Here is a 20,890-nt window from a genome sequence, read left to right as displayed (position 1 = left end):
CGGCTCCCTTCGGGGGCGGTTCAGAGGTCGAGTACGAGGCGGGGGGTGCGGGCGCGGGAGACGCAGAGCATCATCGAAGCGCCGGTCTCGCGTTCGTCGTCGGTGAGGAGGAAGTCGCGGTGTTCGGGGGTGCCTTCGAGGACCTTGGTCTCGCAGGTGCCGCAGATGCCGTCGCGGCAGGAGGAGGCGATGGTGATGCCTGCGCTCTCCAGCGCGTCGAGGGCGGAGGTGTCGGGGCCGACCCGGACGGTGCGTCCGGTGCGGGAGCAGACGATGTCGAAGCCGGTGTCCTCGCCGTCGCGCGGTGGGGCTTCGGGTGCGGCGAATCGTTCGGTACGGGCGTCGGGGCAGCGTTCCTCGACGGCGGCGAGGAGGGGTTCGGGCCCGCAGCAGTAGACCTGGGTGCCCGGGGTGAGGCCGGTGAGCAGGCTGTCCAGGTCGAGGTGGCCGTGTTCGTCCTGGGGTACGAAGTCGACTGCGCCGCATGGGAGTTGTGCGAGTGCGGCGAGTTCGGTGCCGAAGGCCATGGAGGTGCGGCTGCGACCGCCGTGGACGAGCCGCCAGGGGGTGTTGGTGCGGGCGGCATCGCGGGCCATGGCGAGGATCGGGGTGATGCCGATGCCGCCTGCGATGAAGAGGTAGCCGGTGGCGTCGCCCGTCGGGTCGAGCTCGAAGTGGTTGCGGGGTCCCTGGACGTGGAGGGTCTGGCCGGGGCGGAGCTGGGTGTGGATGTGGGCGGAGCCGCCGCGGGAGTCGGCTTCCCGGAGGATGCCGATGCGCCAGTGGCTGGTGTCGGCGGGGTCGGAGCACAGGGAGTACTGGCGGATGTGGCCGCCGGTGTGCACGTCGATGTGGGCGCCGGGCTCCCAGGCGGGGAGCGGGTCGCCGTCCGGGTGGGTGAGTTCGATGCTCAGGACCCCGTCGGCCTCCCACGTCATGCGGTGGACGAGCAGGTCGAGCCGGGGTTCCTCGGCGGTTGTCATGACGGGTTGCCTCCTTCTCCAGGGGTATCGGTGGCGGTGGCGGGGAGCTTGACCGGCGGTGTGAACGGGGTGTTCATCGGGCCGAGTGCGGTGAGGTCGATCTCGACGAGGGTGGGGCCCGGAGAGGTGGTGGCCTCCTTGATGACGGGTCCGGCGTCGGCCGCTGCGGCGATGCGTGCGTAGGGGAGGCCGACGGCGGCGGCGAGCTGCTGGAAGTCGGGGGTGGTGAGGTCGACTCCGGAGCGGCGTGCGAAGTGGTTGTCCTGCATGTTGCGCAGTACGCCGTAGCCGCCGTCGTTGAAGACGAGCAGGGTGAGATCGGGCTTCTCCTGGGCGAGGGTGAGGAGTTCGCCCAGGTGGACGGCGAGGCCGCCGTCGCCCGCGATGACGACGGTGGGGGTGTCGGGGCGGCCGAGTGCGGCGCCGATGCCCATGGCGAGGCCCTGGCCGATGCCGCCGCCGCGCGGGAAGACGTTGGTGGCCGGGTCGGTGATCTCCAGGAGCCGGTTTCCCCAGGTGGAGGAGGGGATGGTGACATCGCGGGCGATGACGGAGCCGGGTGAGCAGGCGTCGCGGACGGCATCGTTGACCGCGGCCTGCGGGCCGATTGCGTGGCGCTGCGCGGTGCGGGCGTCGGTGCGGGCCCTGCGTACGCGCTCCGGCCAGCTCGGCTCCGTACCGCCGCTGGTGACACGTCCGACGAGGGCGGCGAGTACGGCGGCGGCGTCGCCGTGCAGGGCGGTGGTGGCGGGGTACACGCGGCCGGGGGCGGCCGGGTCCAGGTCCAGCTGGATGTGGACGGTCGGCAGTTCGAGGCTGTAGTCGGCGGTCTCGTTGGAGCGGAAGTGGGTGCCGATGGAGAGCAGTACGTCGGCTTCCGCGAGCAGGGCGCGGCCGGCGGGTGCGGTGGCGTAGTTGCCGAGGACCCGGTCGTCGGTTTCGGGGACGGCGCCACGGCCGGAGTTGGAGGTGACGAGTCCGGCGTTCAACGCTTCCAGGAGCGCGGCGAGTTCGTACCGGGCGTTGTTGGCCCCGCCGCCCGCCCAGACGAGGGGACGCCGGGCGGCGGAGAGCAGGGCGGCGGCTTCGTCGAGGAGCGCGGGGGCGGGCAGGGCGGGGGCATCCGCTGTCCGGACCGGGGCGCCGGTGAGCTGCTGGGGGGCGAACTGCAGGTCGATGGGCCATTCGACGCTGACGGGGCCGTGCGGGGCGGTGAGTGCGCGGGCCGCCGCGTCGCGGAGGACGTCGCCCGCGCTTTCGGCGTCGGGGACGGTGACTGCGTGGGTGGAGACCGCGCGGAGCATGCCGAGCTGGTCCTTGGTCTCGTGGATGAAGCCGCGTCCGGAGCCGAGGTACTCGCTTTCGATCTGCCCGGTGATGTGCAGGACGGGGGTGCCGGAGCTGAGGGACTCGATGAGCGAGCCCGCCGCGTTGCCGGCTCCCGTACCGGTACTGGTGAGGGCGCAGCCCAGCTTGCCGGTGGCGCGGGCGTAGCCGTCGGCGGCGTTGACGGCGGCGGCCTCGTGGCGGACGGGGACGAAGCGCAGATCGCGGTCGGCCGCTTCGACGAGCGGCAGGTTGTGCACGCTGACGATGCCGAACACCGTGTCGACGCCGAGTCCGCGCAGCGTCTCGACGAGCAGGTCGCCGCCGTTGGGTTGGGTCATGTCGGGTGCTCCTGAGTGGGTGGGGGCGGGGCTACCGCGTTACGGGCTACGGGTTGCGGGCTACGGGCTACGGGCTACGGGCTACGGGCTACGCCACGGCGCGGTTCACTCCGCCGCAGACATCGACGGTGGTGCCGGTGATGTACGAGGCCCTGGGCGAGAGCAGCGCGGTGACGGCGTAGGCGACTTCGTCGGCGGTGCCGAGCCGGCCGAGGGCGATACCGCGGTCTTCGGCGAGTGCGGCCTGCCAGGCGCTGTAGTCGAGGGGGCTGCCGGAGGCGGCGTAGCGGCGTTCCCACTGGCCGGTGTCGACGAGGCCGAGGCAGACGGAGTTGACGCGGATGCCGTCGGGGGCGAGTTCCTTGGACAGGGAGGTGGAGAGGTTGAGGATGCCTGCGCGGGCGGCGCTGGTGGTCATCAGCGCGGTCTCGGGCTGTTTGGCCAGGACGGCGTTGATGTTGACCACGGAGGCGTTGCCGGAGGCCCGCAGGTGGGGCAGGGCGGCGTTGAGGGGGTTGAGGACGCCGAAGAACTTGAGTTCCAGTTCGTCGCGCCAGTCGTCGGCGGTGGTCTCGGCGAAGGGTTTCATCCGGGAGGCGCCGGCGTTGTTGACGAGCCCGTCGAGGCCGCCGAGGCGGGCTGCGGCGGCCTCGGTGAAGGCGCGTACGGCGGCTTCGTCGCGGACGTCGCAGGGGGCGTGGAAGAGCCGGTCCGGGGTGGCGAGGCCGTCCAGGGCGGCGGCGAGGGCGTCGGGGCGGCGGCCGCAGGTGGCGACGCGGGCGCCTTCGTCGAGCAGCGTGCGGATGGTGGCGAGGCCGACGCCGGAGCTGCCGCCGGTGACGAGGACGCGGGTGCCTTTCAGGCGGAGGTCCATGGGGCTCCTTTCGGGTGGGGTGCGGGGCGCTCCGCGGGGCACCGGGGCCCCGGTGCGGGGGGGTCCTCAATCGCCGGACGGGCTTGGTCTGCCGGACGGAGTTGGGTTCGCCGGACGGGCTCGGATGCGCTCGGGCCTCAGTTCATCGTGAAGCCGCCGTTGACCGCGAAGGTCTGGCCGGTGATGTAGCCGGATTCGTCGCCGATGAGGAAGGCGATCAGGCCGACCAGGTCCGCCGGTTGCTGCGGCCGGGAGATCGCCCGGTTCAGCCGGTACAGCTCGTGGCGCTCCGCGGGGATGTCCACGGCGGACTCCCCCTCCGTGAGGCCGGGGGCGACCGCGTTGACCGTGATGCCGAGGTCTCCGGTCTCACGTGCCATGGCCCGGGTCAGGGAGATCACCGCGCCCTTGGAGGCGATGTAGTGGGCGAGCCTGGGCGATCCGTACAGCGCAGCGTCCGAGGCGAGGTTGACGATGCGTCCGCTGCCGTGGGCCCGCATGAGCGGGAGGAGGGCGCGGGCTACGAGCCAGGGGCCGCGGGCGTTGACCGCCATGATGCGGTCCCAGGCCTCGACGTCGATCTCGTGGAACGGCTTGCCGCCCACCGCGTTGGCGAGTCCGGCGTTGTTGACCAGGCCGTACAGCCGGCTGCCGTCCGCGGCGACGGCCGCGGCCAGGGCGTCGGCGGAGTCCGGGTCCGCGACGTCGAGCGGATGGAAGTCCGCCGCGATGCCGTCGGCGCGCAGTTCCTCGGCGGCCTGCCGGCCGGTGGCCGCGTCCAGTTCGGCGATGACGACGCGGTATCCGTCGCCGCCGATCCGGCGGGCCGCGGCAAGTCCCAGGCCGCGGCCGGCGCCGGTGACGACGACCGTACGGACGGTACGGGGGGTGTCGTCGGTGGCCATCAGTCGCGGGTGACGCCGTGCATCGGGGAGTGCTCGGGGTACGTCGGGACCTGCGGCTTCCGCGTGCCGATGATGACGCAGAACAGGGCGTCGGTGTCGCCCTCGTTCTTCAGCGAGCGGGCCACTCCGGCGGGCACGACGATCATGTCGCGGTAGCCGAGGGTGCGGTATTCGACCTCGTCGGCGCCCCGGTGGATACCGACCCTGACCTGGCCCTCCAGGACGAAGAAGGCCTCCTCGACGTCGTGGTGGGTGTGCTCGGGGCCCTCCCCGCCCGGCGGGAGCAGCATGTTGGAGAGGGTGAATCCGCCGGAGGGCAGGATGCGGTTGTCGTTCTCGTGGTTGCCGGTGGCGCCGGAGCCGACGTAACGGATCTGGGCGCGGCGGTACTGGGCGCCCGCCTTCTCCTGGAACGACAGGGTGTTCCAGTCGGGCTCGCGGGAGTCCTTGGTGGCGATGAGCGAGTCGGTGAACTGAGCGAGGTCGCCGTCGGTCTCGTAAGGAGTGTTGTCGATGGGCACGGGATGCTCCTCGGGTCGGGTCGGGTCGGGGTGTGGGGCGGGGTGGTGGGTCGTGGAGTGGGGCGGGGTGATGGGTCCTGGGGTGTTACGCCGGGAGTCGGGCCACGACGTGGAGGTGGGCGCGGACCCAGGCGTTGAAGGCCTCGGGGCGTTCCTGGTTGGCGAGGTGTCCGGCGCCGGAGAGCGTGACGTAGACGGACTTGGTGAGTGCTCCGGCGATGGCCTGTGACTCGTCGGTTCCGGTGACGGTGTCCTGTTCACCGCACAGGACGAGGGCCGGTGCGGTGATGGCGGACAGTTCGTCGGTGAGGTCGGCGCCCGCCATGGCCTCGGCGGCGTACCCGTAGCCGGGGCTGCGGACGGCGGTGGCCATGGTGGCGACGACGCGTTCGACGAGGGCGGGGGGCGCGGCGGCCGAGACGAGGCGTGGTCCGCGGGCGGCGGCGAAGGCTTCGGGCCCTTCGGCAGCGAGCTGTTCGGCGCGCCCGCGCATGGCCTTCGCCCGGTCCGGGTGGGTGCCCGAGCCTCGGCTGGAGTCGGCGACGATCAGGGAGGCGACGAGTTCCGGGTGCCGGGCCGCGAGGCGCAGCGCGATGACGCCGCCCCAGGAGACGCCGAGGACGTGGGCGGGGCCGCCGTGTTCGCGGATGAGGGCGGCGGCGGTGTCCGCGTAACCATCGAGGCCGGGGGCGCGGTCCGGGTCCGGTGAGTCCGCGTAGCCGGGCGCGTCCCAGGCCACCACGTGTACCTGGTCGGCGAGTTGGTCGAGTTGCGGGGTGAAGGCGGCGGAGGAGGAGCCGATGCCGTGCAGGCAGAGCAGCAGCGGCGCGTCCGGGGCGCCGGCCTCGCGGGTGTGGACGGCGGCCCCGCCGGTGAGGATCGTGGCGGTCACAGGATCTGTCCTGCCCGGCCGACGACGGCGCCGAGGCTGCGGAGCACGGCGTGCGGGACGACCTGGCTGGTGGCGGGGTTGGCGGCGTCCGGGCGGTGAGCCACCTCGAAGCGGTACGTGCCGTGCGGTCCGGCCGCTTCGATCAGGTGCCGGGTGTGGGTGGCGGCCGGGTCGGCGACCACGACGACCTCGACGAGGCCCGGATCCCCGGTGGCGAGGGCGACCGATGCGGCGACGTTCGTCGACTTGGGGAACTTCACCGGGACGTCGATGGCGGTGCCGCGCATCACCTCGACGGGTTCGGTGGCCGTCCGCAGCCGCTCGGTCAGCTCGGCGTCCATCCACGGCTGGTGGAGGGTGCCGGGCAGTTTGGTGGTGGTGAGGGTGACGGAGGTGAGGGGGCCGAGGCCGCGGACGGCCTGGAGGAGGTCGAGTCCGCCGACGGCTCCACCGGTGAAGTAGACGCGTCCCGGTCCGGCGGCGCGCAGCCGGCCGGCGAGTGCGGGGTCGACGAGTGCGCCGGTGGAGGCGATCAGCAGGTCGGCGCCGCTGTTCAGGACCCGCTCGGCCCATTCCCGTACCACTGCCTGGCCCGCGGCCTCGACGATCAGGTCGCAGACGGCGAGGGCGTCGTCGAAGGACAGCTGGGGTGCGGGGGCGTCGACGAGGGGACGGTTGTCGATGATGCAGGTGAGTTCGGCGCCGGGGACGCGGCCTTCGGCGAGTGCGGTGCCGACGACACGTCCGATGGCTCCCCAGCCGACGAGGCCGATGCGGCGCACGGGGCGGTCGGGGCGGGCGGGTGTTTCCGGGCGGGGGGTGAGGGTGGCGGTCATGCGGTCACCTCTTCGGTCGTGTCTGTGGGGGAATCCGGGCCGGTAGGGGAATCGGGGCCGGTGACGGACTCGGGGCAGCCGGGGGAACCGGGGCCGGTGGGGGAATCCGGGCCGGCGAGGGGGCCGGGGTCCGGGGTGCCCGCCATGTGGCAGCGGATTCCTGGCGAGGGTGGGCCGGCGGTCCCCCACAGGTCGGAGAGGTCGGGGGTGCGGCGCCAGACCTTGGCGATCCAGGCGTCCTCGACTATCTGGGCGACCTCTGAGGTGTATTCGCAGACGAGCCCGGCGGGGTCGGTGAAGTAGGAGAACGTGTTGTTGCCGGGGCCGTGCCGGCCGGGCCCCCACTGGGGGGTGATGCCGTGGTGGCGCAGCCGGCCGAGACCGCGCATGAAGTGGTCGACGGAGGTCATCTCGTAGGCCACGTGGTTGAGGGAGGTCCACTCGGCCTGGTTGAAGGCGATGCAGTGGTGGTCGGCGTTGCAGCGCAGGAACGCCATCTGGTGCTCGGACCAGTCGGAGACGCGCAGGCCGAGCACCGAGGTGTAGAAGGCGACGGCCGCGTCGATGTCCGTGGTGTTGAGGACGGTGTGGGTGACGCCGACGGGGACGGCGGCGTCCCGGCCGCGCGGGGTGACGGCGTGGGTCTGGGCGCTGAGTTCGATCAGCCGGCCCTCGGGGTCGGTGAAGCGGAGTCCGTAGCCACCGCCGACCTGGTCGAGGGGGCCGGGCCCGGCGACGGGGACGATGGACCGGGCGAGGAGCCGGCGGGCGGCCTCGTCGATCTCGTCGGGGGTGGCGACGGCGAAGGTGATGCGGCCGAGGCCGTTGCGGTCGCCCCGGGTGAGGTGCAGGACGTGGTGTTCCCCGCCGGTGCCGCGCAGCCAGGTGGCGTCCGTCTCGCGTTCGACGGGTTGCAGGCCCCAGACCTCGGCGTAGAAGTCGGCGGACTCGGTGAAGGCGGGGGTGTGCAGTTCTACGGAGCGCAGGGCGCGCAGCCGGGCGACGGGCTGGGGATGGGGGTGGGGGTTCTCGTGGGGCATGGCGTTCTCCCGCTCGGGTTCGTGGGGCGCGTGCGGCGTCAGTGGGCGGCGGCCCAGGGCAGCGGGGCGGTGTCGGTGGCCCAGTAGAGGGACTTCTGCCGCTGGTAGCCGCGGATGAGGTCGCGGCCCTTCTCGGTGCCGATGCCGCTGTCCTTCAGCCCGCCGAACGGGGTGGAGATGCTGAACTGCTTGTACGTGTTGATCCAGACGGTGCCCGCGTCGATCCGGCGGGCCAGGCGCCACGCCCTGGCGTGGTCGCGGGTCCAGATGCCGCAGGCCAGCCCGTACACGCTGTCGTTGGCCTGGGCGACGAGATCGTCCTCGTCGTCGAAGGGCAGGGCGATCAGGACCGGGCCGAAGATCTCCTCCTGACAGACCCGGGCGGTGTTGGGGAGCCCCTCCAGGACGGTGGGCAGGTAGTAGGCGCCGTCGCGGTAGCGCTCGCCCTCGGGGGCCGCTCCCCCGCACCGGACGGTGGCACCCTCCTCGCGGGCGAGGTCGACGTGGGCGGCGACGCTGTCGCGGTGGCGGTGGTGGACGAGCGGGGCGACCTGGGTGTCGGGGTCGGTGCCGGGACCGACCCGCAACTTCTCGGTACGGGAGACGAGTTCGCCGACGAACTCCGCGTAGCGGGAGCGGGCGACGAAGAGCCGGGAGCCGGCGATGCAGCTCTGCCCACTGGAGGAGAAGACCCCGTACATCACTCCGGCCAGCGCCTGCTCCAGGTCGGCGTCATCGAGCACGATCGTCGGGGACTTGCCGCCGAGCTCCAGGGACAGCGGCATCAGCTTGTCGGCGGCGGCGTGGGCGAGGGTGCGGCCGGTGTCCGTACCGCCGGTGAAGGTGATCTTGCCGACGGCCGGGTGGCGGACGATCGCGTCGCCGATGACGCTGCCTCGGCCGGGCAGCACGGAGAGCAGCGCGGTGGGCAGGCCGGCCTCGGTGAGTGCCTGGTGGACGAGGCGGCCGAGCGCGAGGGCGACCAGGGGCGTCCACTCGGCGGGCTTGAGGAGGACGGCGTTGCCGGCGGCGAGCGCCGGGGCCAGCTTCTGGGCGTCGCTGGCGATCGGCGAGTTCCAGGGGGTGATCGCGCCGACGACGCCGATGGGTTCGTGGACGCTCATCGTGACGTACGGGCCGCGGGACGGGGTGATGGCGTCCTCGGCGGTCTCCAGGGCGGCGGCGGTGTAGCGGAAGGTGCCGGCGGCACTGAGGACGAGGGCACGGGTCTCGGTGCGGCACTTGCCGGTGTCGGCGGTCTGCAGGGCGGAGAGCCGGTCGGCGCTCTGCTCGACGAGGCCGGCGACGCGGTGCAGCAGCCGGGCGCGCAGGTGGGCGGGCAGCTCGCGCCAGGCGGGGTCCCGGGCTGCGCGGGAGGCGGCGGCAGCGGCCTCCTCGACGTCGTCGAGGGAGGCGGCGTGCACGGTGGCAATGACCTGGCCGGTGGCCGGATCGACCGTTTCGATGAGGGTTCCACGGCCCTGGCGCCACTGCCCCGCGACCAACACCTCGTCGGCAAGCATCAGTTGGCCTCCTGCTGTCGTTTCGGTTACCTCAGGACTAAAAAGCTAAGCCCTTAAGTAATCGACCGCAAGCCCCCTCGGAAAAAACTCTTTCGCCTCGGAGGTCTTGACGACATCCACCCCCGGGCGGATAAAACTTAAGACCTAAGAAGCTAGGCACTTGCAGAGATCTCACGGGGACACCGCTCGGTTCCACCCGCTCACGAGCACCGTGAAAGCCGTTCCTCACCGGTACGCTCGGCTCACTCCCGCCCCCTCTGCAACCCGTACGCCTGGCTCCCCAACCGCTCCGGCCCCACGCGGAGCAGGAGGAACCCTGGATGAGCACCGACACCTCGAAGGACGCCGTACCGGGCCCACCACCGGCCGGCACCACTCGCGCCGCCATCGCAGCCCGCTTCGAACGGCTGCCCCTCTCCCGCTGGCACGTCACCGTCCGCCTCATCGTGGGGGTCGTCACCTTCTTCGAAGCGTTCGACCAGCTGCTGATCGCCTACGCGCTGCCGGAGCTGCGCGACGAATGGCACCTGACCACGGGCGACGCCACGGCGGTCCTCACCGTGGGCTCGGTCGGCATGCTCGTCGGCGCCCTGCTGTCGGGCCGGCTGGCCGACCGCTACGGCCGGGTGAAGGTGATCGCGTACTGCGTGGCGGCCTCCGGCCTGGTCAGCCTGGCGCTGACCGCCTGCACCTCGCTCACCCCCTTCCTGGCGCTCCGCTTCGTACAGGGCCTCGCGATCGGCGGCGAGGTGCCGGTGGCCGCGGCCTTCATCAGCGAGATCACCCGGAGCTTCAAACGGGGCCGTTTCGTCCTGCTGTACGAGCTCGTCTTCCCGGCCGGCCTCACCGTCGGCGCCCTGGTCGCGGCCTGGGTGGTCCCGGTGGCGGGCTGGCGCGTGATGTTCGCGGTCGCCGCCGTACCGGGCCTGCTCGCCTTCCTCGTCCAGCGCAAGGTCCCGGAGTCGCCGCGCTGGCTGGCGGACCGGGGCCGGCTCGCGGAGGCCGAGACGGTGATGTCCCTGATCGAGACGAAGGTGTCGGCGGCGACGGGCGAACCGCTGCCCGCGCCGGTCCGCCCCGCGTCGGAGCCGGAACCGGGACCCGCCGCAGCAGCCGCCGCCACCCCCGCGGAACGCGCCGCGAACGGCGTCCGCGGGCTGTTCACCGGCCGCTACCGGCGCCGCACGCTGGTCGTCGGCGCGATCTGGTTCACCGGCTACTTCGTCAACTACGGCGTGACGTCCTGGCTGCCCAGCATCTACAAGGACGAGTACGGCCTCACGCTCTCCGACGCACTGCTCTACTCCACGGTGACCTCGGTCGCAGGTCTGCTCGGCTGTCTGCTGGTCGCGCTGACCGTGGACGTCGTGGGACGCCGCCGGGTCTTCGCGATCTGCCTCGGCGCCTCGGCCGCGCTCCTGCTGACGCTCGCCGCACTCGGCGCCCACTCCCCCGTCCAGGTCCTGATCTGGACCTCGCTGTCGGCGGTCGGCTTCTTCGGCTCCAACATCTGTCTGTACCTGTACACCCCAGAGCTGTACCCGACCCGGATGCGCGCCCTGGGCTGCAGTGTCGGCGGCGCGGTCAACCGCCTGGGCGTGATCCTCGGCCCGATCCTGGTCGGCGTGGTCTACGCGGCGGGAGACAGCGTCGCCGCGGTGTTCGTGATGCTCGGCGCGGTGGCCGTCGTGGGCGCGGTGGTGGCGGGAACGCTCGCCGAGGAGACGGCGAACCGCCCGCTGGAGGAGATCTCCCCCTGAGCGGGGACGGCGGGCGGCTGCGGGCGGGGCGGCGCGGGGGGCGGCGGGCGGCGGCTGCGGGGGGCGGCGGACCTGGGCTTCGGCGCTCAGGCCTGGGCGTCGGCCGCCGTGCCGTTCGCCGATTCGTCGGCGATGCGCTCGTGGTGACGGATGACCTCGGCCACGATGAAGTTCAGCAGTTTCTCGGCGAACGCAGGGTCCAGGTGCGCGCTCTCCGCCAGCTGCCGCAGCCGGGCGATCTGGCGGGACTCACGGGCCGGGTCGGCCGGGGGAAGATGGTGGGCGGCCTTGAGGTGGCCCACCTGCTGGGTGCACTTGAAGCGCTCCGCGAGCATGTGGACAACAGCCGCGTCGATGTTGTCGATGCTCTCGCGCAGCCGGTTCAGTTCTGCGCCTACGGAATCGTCGATGTCACTCGTGGTCATGGTCATCGAGCTTAGAGGGTCCGGCGGCCCGGCCGTCGGGGGCGGTCACGGGCTGATCGTCGGTGGGTGGTCCGGGTCCGGCACCCGGTCGCTCCAGCCGCCCGGCACACTGCGCCCCTGCTGTTCGCGGAAGCGGACCGGGGCCGTACCGACCCGGCGGGCGAACAGCCGGGAGAAGTACGCCGGGTCGTCGTACCCGACGCGGCGGGCGACGGCCGCGACCGGCAGATCACTGGTGGCGAGGAGCTCCTTGGCGCGACCGAGCCGGATGCCGAGCAGGTAGTCCTTCGGGCTGCACCCCGCGCCGCGCCGGACGGCCGTACGCAGTTCGGCGGGTGTCATGCCGTGCCGCGCCGCGTGCTCGGCGACCGAGAGCGGCTGGAAGGCGTCCCGGGCCAGGGCCTGGAGCACCGGGTCGCCGTCGGGGCTGACATCCGCGCGGGCCCGGCGCAGGGCGACGAGCAGTTCGTGGACGGCCGCCCCCGTCTCCACCTCCAGCAGCGGGTTCCCGCGCCGCGCCGCCCGCACCATCCGGCCGACGGCCGCCCGGGGCGCTGCCGTGTCGGAGAGCGGGACGAGGGGTCGGTCCGGCTCGATGTAGCCGAGCTCGGTGTAGGTGGTGGTGGCGGGGCCGGTGAAGTCGACGAAGCTCTCGTCCCAGCCGGTGACCGGATCGGCGCCGTAGTGGTGCGGGGTGCCCGGGGTCAGCCAGATCAGGCTCGGCCCGGTGACCGGCATCCGCCGCCCGTCGGGCCCGGCGAACCATCCGCTGCCCGAGTTGATGACCACGGCCACGTGGTGGTCCAGGGTCCGGGGCCCGACGGTGGGCAGCGCGCCGTGCTGGAGCCCGACCCCCAGACAGACCAGGCCGAGGCGGTGGTGGAGCGGGCTCGGGGTGAAGAAGCGCATCCAGGTGTGGTACATCGGCCTTCGCTCCCGGTGCTCGGGTCCTCGGGTCGTGCCGCGACAGCGGCGGGCTGTGCGGCAACGCCGTGCTGCGTGACGTGGCGTCGCGGTACCGCGTGACATGACATCGCTGTACCGCGTGAGGTGAGAACGCTGTGCTGCGTCCAAACAGCAGTGATCTTTGTCCATGGACCGGCCGCACGCCAGGGGGTGAGGCTGGGTCGCGACATTCCTCCCGGGTTCGCCCGCTCCGTCGCTCGTGCCGCATTCCGCCGGTACCGGTCCGCGGGACACGGCGGCCCGGGCCGCCCGCACAGGAGAGAACGAGCACGATGGCTGACTTCACGGTGGGCGACGACGACCACTTCCGGATCGACGGGCGGCCCGTACGGATCCTGTCCGGCGCCCTGCACTACTTCCGGGTGCACGAGGCGCAGTGGGACCACCGGCTGTCGATGCTGCGGGCGATGGGCCTGAACTGTGTCGAGACGTATGTGCCGTGGAACCTCCACGAGCCGCGGCCGGGCGGCTTCCGCGACGTGGCGGCGCTCGGCCGGTTCCTGGACGCGGCCCGGCGGGCCGGACTGTGGGCGATCGTCCGCCCGGGACCGTACATCTGTGCCGAGTGGGAGAACGGCGGACTTCCGGCCTGGGTGACCGGGGAGTTCGGCCGCCGGGTGCGCACCAGGGACACCGGTTATCTGGACGCGGTGCGGCGGTGGTTCGCCGAGCTGATCCCCCAGGTCGCGGAGCGGCAGATCGACCGGGGCGGCCCGGTGATCATGGTGCAGGCGGAGAACGAGTACGGCAGTTACGGCACCGATCGGGTTTATCTGGACCGGGTGGCGCAGATGCTCGGTGAGTACGGCGTCAGCGTCCCCCTGTTCACCTCCGACGGCCCCGAGGACCACATGCTCACGGGCGGCTCGGTGCCCGGTCTGCTCGCCACGGCGAACTTCGGGTCGGGGGCGCGCGAGGCGTTCCGGGTGCTGAGGCGCCACCAGGAGGCGGGCCCGCTGATGTGCATGGAGTTCTGGTGCGGATGGTTCGAGCACTGGGGCTCGCCGCCGGTCGTCCGGGAGCCCGCCCGGGCCGCCGACGCGCTGCGGGAGATCCTGGAGTGCGGGGCGTCGGTCAACATCTACATGGCGCACGGCGGGACGAACTTCGGCGGCTGGGCGGGCGCCAACCGTTCGGGCCCCCTCCAGGACCAGGGCCTCCTGCCGACGGTGACGTCGTACGACTACGACGCGCCGATCGACGAGTACGGGCGGCCCACGGAGAAGTTCTGGCTGTTCCGGAAGGTACTCGCCGAGTACGCGGACGGTCCGCTGCCCGAACTCCCCGCCGAGCCCGCCGGGCTCGCCGCGCCGTCGCGGGCCGCGCTGACCGACTGGGCGCCGCTCCAGGACGTACTGGAGGCGCTCGGCGACGCGGAGCGGCCGGAGTGCGGTGTGCCGCCGACGTTCGAGGAGCTGGGCGTCGACCGCGGCCTGGTGCGCTACCGGGTGGACGTGCCGGGCCCGCGCCGCCCGTACGCCCTGGGCGTCACGGGGCTGCGGGACCGGGCCGTGGTGTACGTGGACGGTGTCCGCAAGGGTGTGCTGGCCGAGGAGGACGGCACTCTGGAGGAGCCGGTGGCCGGGCCCGCCGAGGTCGAGCTCTGGGTGGAGTCGCTGGGCCGGGTCAACTACGGGCCCCGGCTGGGCGAGGCCAAGGGGATCACCGGCGGTGTGCTGCACGAGCGCCAGTACCTGCACGGGGTACGGGCGCGGGCCCTGCGGCTCGACGCGTTCCAGGGACCGGCGGTGGCGGGCATCCCGTTCGCACCGGTCGACGGGGCGGGCCGCAGCGGCCTGTACCGGGGCGTCTTCGAGCTCGCGGACGCGGCCGGTACCGGCCACGCGGGACTGGAGCTGCCGGGCTGGACCCGCGGGTTCGTCTGGGTGAACGGGTTCTGCCTCGGGCGGTACTGGTCGGAGGGCCCGCAGCGGACGCTGTACGTGCCGGGCCCGGTACTGCGGGACGGTGCCAACGAGGTCTGGGTGCTGGAGGTGGAGGGCGCGGGAGCGCCGTACGCGGAGCTGGGGCCCGGTCTGCCCGTCCGCACGGGATCCGATGCGGGCACCGGCGCCTGAGGGCGGGCGGTCCTGCCCGGTCCGCGCGTGGGGCCCCGGCTACAGTGGGGCGGAGCCGAGCGGCGCGGACGGGGGTGAGTGCGTGAGCGACAGCCCCCACGGCAGCCCGGTCGTGCACGGTTTCCCGCACCTCGCCACCGTCCGGTCGGCGATCACCGCCCTGTACCGGCGGCTCTCCCATGACGGTGTCCACCGTTTCGCGCCGAGCTTCCTCCCCGTCGACGCCGCCTTCGCCGACTCGGACGATCTGCACCTCGGCGCGCAGCGCGTGGCACGGGCGATGGTGCAGCACCTGCACCTGCCGGACGCGCGCATGATCGTCGCGTTCCGGCCGATGGAGCATGCGGGGAGCGTCGAACTCGCCGCCGGGCCGGAGTACTTCATCGAGCTCAACGACCGCTTCCGCACCCATCGCAGGGACATCGGCGCCGCGCTGTCGCACGAGGTCATGCACGTACTGCTGCACCGGCTCGGTCTCGAGTTCCCCGGCACCCGCGACAACGAGATCCTCACCGACACCGCGGCGGCCTATCTGGGGGCGGGCTGGCTGCTGCTGGACGCGTTCCGGGAGGACGCCACCTCCAGCCAGAAGCTCGGCTACCTCACGCCCGAGGAGTTCGGGTACGTGCTGGCCAAGCGGGCGCTCGCCTTCGACGAGGACCCCTCACCGTGGTTCACCAGCCCGCAGGCCTACACGGCTTACACGAAGGGGCGGGCGCGGGCCCTGCGCGAGAGCCTGCAGCCGCCGCTGACCGCAGCCGGCTGGGCGGGCCGCCGCCGGTACGCCAAGGACCGGCGGTACGCCCAGGACCATCCCGGTGCGGGTGCGGCTCCCGGCCCCGAGGCCCCGTACACCTTCGAGACCACCCGGGACGGGCTCCGCGTCGCCTTCCCGTGCCCGACCTGCCACCAGCGCAACGGGGTTCCGGTGCGCGGCCGGGTGCGGGCGCGGTGCGCGCTGTGCCGCACGGTCCTGGACTGCTCGACGTGAGGGGCCGCCGCCCGCAACGGGCCGCGGAGCCAGGCGTATTCGCGAAGCGTATTACAGTCGAAATGTGACAGAAGATCCGATGGCGGAAGCGGCGGCGGGCGGACAGGGCCTGATCGACGCCGTGTACGAGGGCGAGAACGCCGTCGTACGGCTGCTCCGCGCCGGTGTGTCCGCCGAGACGTCCGACGAGGAGGGCGCGAGCGCGCTGTATCTGGCGGCGGTCTCGGACCGGCCCGGCGTGGTGCGGCTGCTCCTTGCCGCGGGCGCCGATCCCGACCGGGCCTGCGGGCCCGAATCGGGCGACCTGCCGATCTGCGGGGCGGCGTGCGGCGGTCACACCGAGGTGGTGGAGGCGCTGCTGGCCGCCGGGGCACGGCCGGATCTGCGCGAGCAGTTCGAGTTCACGGCGCTGCGCTGGGCGGTGGGGCTGGGCCACGCACGGACGGCGTGGGCGCTGCTCGCCCATGGCGCGGACCCCTGCCTGCCGGGTCCCGAGGGTGAGCCACCCCTGGTTCTGGCCGCCCGACGGGGCTCCCTGGAGACGGTACGGGCGCTGCTGCACCATGGTGCGGGCGCGCCGGACGGGGCGCTGGAGGAGGCGCTCGCCGAGGCGCGTCGGATGCTGGACGTGGACCTGGAGCAGGAGATGCGTGACGGTCTGCTGGAGGCGTACGGGGACACGGCGCCGCACCAGGTGGTGGTGGACCGTGCCGTCGTGGACGGCGGTCGGACGCTGACCGTCGAACTGGTGCGGGACGGGGTGCCGTTCGCGGGCCGGGACCAGCAGACGGGGCACGGGGCGATCGCCACGCTCCTGGAGACCGAGCTGGGGCTGGAGGCGTCGTTCGAGGAGCTGGCCCGCAGGGCACTGCGGTCCGGCGGTCCGGACGTGGACAACTGGCGGGCGTCGGCGGAGGCGTTGTGCGAACGCGGTGACGAGGAGACGCGGCAGGCGGCGATCGCCTGGTGCGCGGCGGACGACCCGTCGCGCCGCGCGTTCGGCAAGGACGTCCTGTCCCGGCTGGGTTGATCTCGCGCTGCCGCACCCGAACGATCCGGTCGGGCACGAACGAGCCCGTCCGGCGTTCGAGGACGGAAGCGATGCTCGGGTGAACCCGGCTGACGCTCCGTCCCGAATCGCCGGACGGGCTCGAACGACACGCCGCCCGCCCGGAAAGCCGGACGGGCCGAACGTACGGCTACGCGGCGCGACGGCCGCGCGCGGGGGCTCCGCCGCGGCCGGAGCCGCCCGAGCGGGCCGCACCACCGGTACCGGTTCCCCCGGCGCCACCCGCACCGGAGCCGCGCCGGCCACGCCCCCGCGTGCCCGAGCGGAATCCGCCACCGGTACCCGCACCGGACCCGCTCCCGCCGGACCGCGTACGCGGCTTCGGCTGGGTCGGCTGCGGGACCTCGACCACGATGGCCACACCGGACGGCTCGCGCGCCCCGGTGATCCGGGTGAGCTCCTCGTCGGTGGACTTGATCCGGGTGGTGCGCGGCGCGATGCCCGCGTCCTGCATCAACCGGGTCATCTCCCGCTTCTCCTCGGGCAGCACCAGCGTGACGACGCTGCCGGACTCCCCGGCGCGCGCGGTGCGCCCGCCGCGGTGGAGGTAGTCCTTGTGGTCGGTGGGCGGGTCCACGTTGACGACCAGGTCGAGGTCGTCGACATGGATGCCACGGGCCGCCACGTTCGTCGCGACGAGCGCGGTGACCTGGCCGTTCTTGAACTGGTCCAGAGTCCGGTTGCGCTGCGGCTGCGAGCGTCCGCCGTGCAGGGCGGCAGCACGTACACCGCTGGCGAGCAGTCGCTTGGCGAAGCGGTCGGCGGCACGCTTGGTGTCGACGAACATGATCACCCGGCCCTCACGGGCGGCGATCTTCATCGCGACGACCTTCTTGTCGGTCTCGTCGAGCACATGGAGGACGTGGTGCTCCATGGTGGTGACCGCGCCTGCGGACGGGTCGACCGAGTGCACGACGGGGTCGGTCAGGAACATCTTGACCAGCCGGTCGATGTTCTTGTCCAGGGTCGCGGAGAACAGCATCCGCTGCCCGCCCTCCTCGACCTGCTTGAGCAGGGCGACGACCTGCGGCATGAAGCCCATGTCGGCCATCTGGTCGGCCTCGTCGAGGACGGTGATGGCGACCTGGTCGAGGCGGCAGTCGCCGCGCTCGATGAGGTCCTTGAGCCGGCCCGGCGTGGCGACGAGCACCTCTGCGCCGCGGCGCAGGGTGCCGGACTGCTTGCTGATCGACATCCCGCCGACGACCGTGGCCATCCGCAGGTTGACGGCGGTGGCGTACGGCGTCAGCGCGTCGGTGACCTGCTGCGCGAGCTCACGGGTCGGGACGAGGACGAGAGCGAGCGGCGCCTTCGGCTCGCAACGGCGTCCCGCGGTGCGGGCCAGCAGCGCGAGGCCGAAGGCCAGGGTCTTGCCGGAGCCGGTACGGCCGCGGCCGAGGATGTCCCGGCCGGCCAGCGAGTTCGGCAGGGTGGCGCCCTGGATCGGGAACGGGTCGGTGACGCCCTGCGCGGCAAGGGTCTTCAGCAGGGCGGCGGGCATGTCCAGCTCGGCGAACGCCTCGACGGCGGGCAGTGCGGGGGTCATGGTTTCGGGCAGGGCGAACTCACCCTGCGGCGGCGTGGCCCTGCGACGGGGTGACGCCTTGCCGGATCCCTTGCCGGAACCCTGTGCGGTTGCCTTTGCCTGGGCCGTGCCACGCCCCCTCGACGGGCGATTACGGGCGGGACGGTCCTGACGTTCGGAGCGGGTCATACGGAATTGCCCTCCTGGGGATTCCTGGGAACTACGTGGGACTACGGGGACTTGCCGGGGACTGCGCAGAATGCGGACTGCTGCACGCGGTGCGCGTGGGCCCGGTCCACCCGGGGTGCTTCGTCGCACCCGGTGCGGGGCACCCGAAGGTGCCCGGAACTTCCGTACTTTCCCAGGGACAGCACAAGCCGGGACCCGCACCTTCACGGTGCGGGCCCCGGCTGCGAGGTACGCGTCCGGCAATTAGGCCGGGACGATGTTCTCCGCCTGCGGGCCCTTCTGGCCCTGCGTGACGTCGAAGGAGACCTTCTGGCCCTCCTGGAGCTCACGGAAGCCCTGGGTGGCGATGTTGGAGTAGTGGGCGAAGACGTCGGCGCCGCCGCCGTCCTGCTCGATGAAGCCGAAGCCCTTTTCCGAGTTGAACCACTTCACGGTTCCAGTAGCCATGTCATTCTCCTAAAACAGGTGCAGTGCCGGAAATCCGCACTTTACGAATTCCAAGTCGCCGCATTGAGCCCCACCCGGAGAAAGCCGGAAAACAATAAAGCGCCTGAGGAAGAGTTCCCGTCAGGCGCACATAAAGTTCATGGGTACCAAAACTGCAACCGGACCACCGTAGCACGATCTGCCGACCAGCGGTGGGACACGCCACGCCGCCGGCCGGCAGTTTTCCGTGGAACCCTTGGGACGCAAGGGCCCGAGCCGTTCGAAGATCGTCCGGTCGGCTCAGTCGCGCAGCGCGATCCCGTCCAGGACCATCGACAGGTACTGGCGGGCGATCTCCTCAGGGCTGTGCTGCCCGCCGGGCCGGTACCAGGACGCGGCGACCCAGACGGTGTCGCGGACGAACCGGTAGGTGAGCCGGATGTCGAGGTCGGCACGGAAGATCCGGTCGGCGACGCCGCGTTCCAGGGTGCCGAGCCAGGCCTTCTCGAACTTCTGCTGGGAGTCGGCGAGGTACTGGAACCTCGGCTGGGCCGACAGGTGCTGGGACTCCTTCTGGTAGATGGCGACGGCGGCCCGGTGGCGGTCGATCTCGCGGAAGGACTCGGTGACGAGTGCCTCGATGGTCTCCCGGGGGCCGAGCCCGGCTCCGAGCACGGCGTCGTACCCCTCCCAGAGCTCGTTCAGGAACGTGGAGAGGATCTCGTCGACCATCGATTCCTTGGAATCGAAGTGGTAGTAGAGGCTGCCCGCGAGCATTCCGGCCGCGTCCGCGATCCTGCGGACGGTCGTGGCGTTGTATCCCTGCGCGGCGAACACCTCGGCGGCGGTGGCGAGCAGCTCGGCTCGCCGCTCGGGAGAGGGCGTCGCCCGGGGCTTCTTCTTGGTAGGCACGTCCCCCATTCTCCGCCCGGGGAGGGGTGTCGCGGCCACCGCGTCACCCCTCCCCCGAACGGTCAGGGCGCCGTCGCCGTCGACCCGTCGTCGTTGCCCCTGCGGATCGTGCGTACCGGGCGGCCGGGGCGCCAGGACCGGATGACCACGGTGTCGCCACCCTCCAGCCCGACGCGTACCACCTCGGTGGGCTCCACCCGGAAGAGGTGGAAGGGCTCCGGCGGTCTCCGCTCGCTGATGAAACGGGCCAGCAGACCGGCGTCGGTCACCTCGGTCGCGCGCCCCGAGATCCGCACGTCCCCGTCGGCCATCTCGGCACCGGGGCCGGGGTTGGCGTGCACGGCGAAGCGGGGATCGCGGCGCAGGTCGAGCGCCTTGCGGGAGTTCGGCATCATGCCGAGGTACGGCTCACCGAGCCAGAAGTCCACTTCGAGGCCGGTCACCCGCGGCGACCCGTCCTTGCGGAGGGTCGCCAGTACGTGGTGCTTGTACTGCTCGAAGCGCTGTCGCACGGTGTCGGCGAAGTCCGGCTCCGCGGTTCGGAAGTCTGCCCAGGAACTCGATGTCATGCGTTCATCGAACTCCGTAAACCCGACATCTCCTGTCCTGTTTCCGTAGGAGGTTTCGTGGACCACCCGATCGGATGGCGCCGTGATCAATGCGCCCGGGGCCCGCGGGCGGCGAGCGTGATCAGTGCCGCGTACCCCTGTGTCCGCAGCACACAGGCTGCCCGGCCGTGCAGCAGCACCGCGTCGTAGCGGTCGAGTGCGGTGTCCGTGCCTTCGATGACGGCGCCGTCCTCCAGGGCGACGGCCAGCACGGTGCCGCCTTCCGGTGCCGTCAGCCGGAGGGTGCCCCGTACCACCGCCACCTGCGCGCTCGTACGGTCCCTGCGGTACATCACGTTGAGGTTGAGGACCGGGCCGGCCAGCAGCCTGCCGTCGGTCTCCAGGTCGCCGGGGAAGTCGTGGGGCCAGTACGGCTCGTCGACGATGTGGTGCTCACCGCCGACCACGAGGTCCATTCCGGCACCCCGCACCACGGTCAGGGTGCGGTCGACGCCCGGGAACACGGAGAAGGGCCCGTCCCCGGTCACTTCCGCCAGGCTGACCCGCCAGTCGAAGCCGTCCGGTCCGGCGCCGGGTGCCGCGGCGATCTCGCCGGTGACTCCCCCGCCGTTCTTCCAGGGGGTCTGCGGGCGGCCGGCCGCGGGCAGGATCCGGAACGCCTCGGAGGTCATGCGGGTTCTCCAGTCTCGACGGGTTCGGGGCCCCGAGCGTAAACCCGGATGTCGTCCGTCCGGCGCTG

The 20,890-nt window shown here is 72.4% G+C and carries 20 protein-coding genes; 4 read left to right on the top strand and 16 right to left on the bottom strand.

Annotation, left to right across the window (positions count from 1 at the left end):
- Positions 1-20: 20 nt before the first annotated feature.
- The 9 genes from ACFVJX_RS06925 to ACFVJX_RS06885 form a co-directional block, all read right to left on the bottom strand.
- Entirely contained in the window at positions 21-983 is a 963-nt protein-coding gene (locus ACFVJX_RS06925; RefSeq protein ID WP_384135755.1) for a PDR/VanB family oxidoreductase, read from the bottom strand.
- Positions 980-2,650 carry a thiamine pyrophosphate-binding protein gene (locus tag ACFVJX_RS06920; protein WP_384135753.1) on the bottom strand — a complete coding sequence of 557 codons (1,671 nt, stop codon included), beginning with the start codon at positions 2,648-2,650 and terminating at the stop codon, positions 980-982. Before ACFVJX_RS06920 ends, ACFVJX_RS06925 begins: the two co-directional genes overlap by 4 nt.
- An 88-nt stretch (positions 2,651-2,738) precedes the next feature.
- The gene (locus ACFVJX_RS06915; RefSeq protein ID WP_384135751.1) at positions 2,739-3,524 is read right to left on the bottom strand and encodes an SDR family oxidoreductase; all 786 of its coding nucleotides are present in this window, start codon (positions 3,522-3,524) and stop codon (positions 2,739-2,741) included.
- 137 nt (positions 3,525-3,661) lie between these two features.
- Positions 3,662-4,429 (bottom strand): SDR family oxidoreductase, encoded by a 768-nt coding sequence (locus ACFVJX_RS06910; protein WP_384135749.1) that lies wholly within the window; start codon positions 4,427-4,429, stop codon positions 3,662-3,664.
- Positions 4,429-4,950, bottom strand: a complete 522-nt coding sequence (locus ACFVJX_RS06905; RefSeq protein WP_384135747.1) for a cupin domain-containing protein — start codon at positions 4,948-4,950, stop codon at positions 4,429-4,431. The genes ACFVJX_RS06910 and ACFVJX_RS06905 overlap by 1 nt, the downstream gene beginning before the upstream one ends.
- An 85-nt stretch (positions 4,951-5,035) precedes the next feature.
- Positions 5,036-5,842: an alpha/beta fold hydrolase gene (locus ACFVJX_RS06900; protein WP_384135745.1), complete on the bottom strand. Its 807-nt coding sequence runs from the start codon at positions 5,840-5,842 to the stop codon at positions 5,036-5,038.
- Complete coding sequence (locus ACFVJX_RS06895) at positions 5,839-6,678, bottom strand: aspartate dehydrogenase domain-containing protein (protein WP_384135743.1); 840 nt, start codon at positions 6,676-6,678, stop codon at positions 5,839-5,841. Before ACFVJX_RS06895 ends, ACFVJX_RS06900 begins: the two co-directional genes overlap by 4 nt.
- On the bottom strand, positions 6,675-7,718 hold the full coding sequence (locus ACFVJX_RS06890; RefSeq protein ID WP_384135741.1) for a VOC family protein: 1,044 nt from the start codon (positions 7,716-7,718) through the stop codon (positions 6,675-6,677). Before ACFVJX_RS06890 ends, ACFVJX_RS06895 begins: the two co-directional genes overlap by 4 nt.
- A 38-nt stretch (positions 7,719-7,756) precedes the next feature.
- Positions 7,757-9,241: an aldehyde dehydrogenase gene (locus tag ACFVJX_RS06885; protein WP_384135739.1), complete on the bottom strand. Its 1,485-nt coding sequence runs from the start codon at positions 9,239-9,241 to the stop codon at positions 7,757-7,759.
- Positions 9,242-9,561: 320 nt separating this feature from the next.
- Here ACFVJX_RS06885 and ACFVJX_RS06880 point away from each other — a divergent pair, with 320 nt between their 5' ends.
- Positions 9,562-11,001 carry an MFS transporter gene (locus ACFVJX_RS06880; protein WP_384135738.1) on the top strand — a complete coding sequence of 480 codons (1,440 nt, stop codon included), beginning with the start codon at positions 9,562-9,564 and terminating at the stop codon, positions 10,999-11,001.
- An 86-nt stretch (positions 11,002-11,087) separates the two neighbouring features.
- Here ACFVJX_RS06880 and ACFVJX_RS06875 read toward each other — a convergent pair whose 3' ends face one another.
- Together ACFVJX_RS06875 and ACFVJX_RS06870 are read right to left on the bottom strand one after the other, a co-directional pair.
- The gene (locus ACFVJX_RS06875) at positions 11,088-11,426 is read right to left on the bottom strand and encodes a chorismate mutase (RefSeq protein WP_384135736.1); all 339 of its coding nucleotides are present in this window, start codon (positions 11,424-11,426) and stop codon (positions 11,088-11,090) included.
- 45 nt (positions 11,427-11,471) lie between these two features.
- Positions 11,472-12,350, bottom strand: coding sequence for a helix-turn-helix domain-containing protein (locus tag ACFVJX_RS06870; protein WP_384135734.1), 879 nt, complete (start codon positions 12,348-12,350; stop codon positions 11,472-11,474).
- Positions 12,351-12,664: 314 nt separating this feature from the next.
- On the opposite strand from ACFVJX_RS06870, the gene ACFVJX_RS06865 reads away from it, so the two are divergent.
- The 3 genes from ACFVJX_RS06865 to ACFVJX_RS06855 all read left to right on the top strand — a co-directional run bounded on the left by ACFVJX_RS06865 (position 12,665) and on the right by ACFVJX_RS06855 (position 16,491).
- On the top strand, positions 12,665-14,470 hold the full coding sequence (locus ACFVJX_RS06865; RefSeq protein ID WP_384135732.1) for a beta-galactosidase family protein: 1,806 nt from the start codon (positions 12,665-12,667) through the stop codon (positions 14,468-14,470).
- 82 nt (positions 14,471-14,552) lie between these two features.
- Positions 14,553-15,461, top strand: a complete 909-nt coding sequence (locus ACFVJX_RS06860) for a hypothetical protein (RefSeq protein WP_384135730.1) — start codon at positions 14,553-14,555, stop codon at positions 15,459-15,461.
- 64 nt (positions 15,462-15,525) lie between these two features.
- Positions 15,526-16,491 carry an ankyrin repeat domain-containing protein gene (locus tag ACFVJX_RS06855; protein WP_384135729.1) on the top strand — a complete coding sequence of 322 codons (966 nt, stop codon included), beginning with the start codon at positions 15,526-15,528 and terminating at the stop codon, positions 16,489-16,491.
- Positions 16,492-16,660: 169 nt separating this feature from the next.
- Here the strand turns inward: ACFVJX_RS06855 and ACFVJX_RS06850 are convergent, their stop codons facing one another.
- The 5 genes from ACFVJX_RS06850 to ACFVJX_RS06830 all read right to left on the bottom strand — a co-directional run bounded on the left by ACFVJX_RS06850 (position 16,661) and on the right by ACFVJX_RS06830 (position 20,822).
- Positions 16,661-18,244 (bottom strand): DEAD/DEAH box helicase, encoded by a 1,584-nt coding sequence (locus ACFVJX_RS06850; protein WP_384130517.1) that lies wholly within the window; start codon positions 18,242-18,244, stop codon positions 16,661-16,663.
- 243 nt (positions 18,245-18,487) lie between these two features.
- A complete protein-coding gene (locus tag ACFVJX_RS06845; protein ID WP_015607926.1) occupies positions 18,488-18,691 on the bottom strand; it encodes a cold-shock protein in 204 nt (67 codons plus the stop codon).
- A gap of 279 nt (positions 18,692-18,970) precedes the next feature.
- On the bottom strand, positions 18,971-19,582 hold the full coding sequence (locus ACFVJX_RS06840; protein ID WP_384130515.1) for a TetR/AcrR family transcriptional regulator: 612 nt from the start codon (positions 19,580-19,582) through the stop codon (positions 18,971-18,973).
- Positions 19,583-19,644: 62 nt separating this feature from the next.
- On the bottom strand, positions 19,645-20,151 hold the full coding sequence (locus tag ACFVJX_RS06835) for a pyridoxamine 5'-phosphate oxidase family protein (protein ID WP_384130512.1): 507 nt from the start codon (positions 20,149-20,151) through the stop codon (positions 19,645-19,647).
- An 86-nt stretch (positions 20,152-20,237) separates the two neighbouring features.
- On the bottom strand, positions 20,238-20,822 hold the full coding sequence (locus ACFVJX_RS06830; protein ID WP_384130510.1) for a HutD family protein: 585 nt from the start codon (positions 20,820-20,822) through the stop codon (positions 20,238-20,240).
- Between the last annotated feature and the right edge of the window lie 68 nt (positions 20,823-20,890).

The sequence above is a fragment of the Streptomyces sp. NPDC127177 genome (assembly GCF_042672475.1).
Taxonomy (GTDB): Bacteria; Actinomycetota; Actinomycetes; order Streptomycetales; family Streptomycetaceae; genus Streptomyces.
This window is presented reverse-complemented; position numbering and strand designations above follow the sequence as displayed.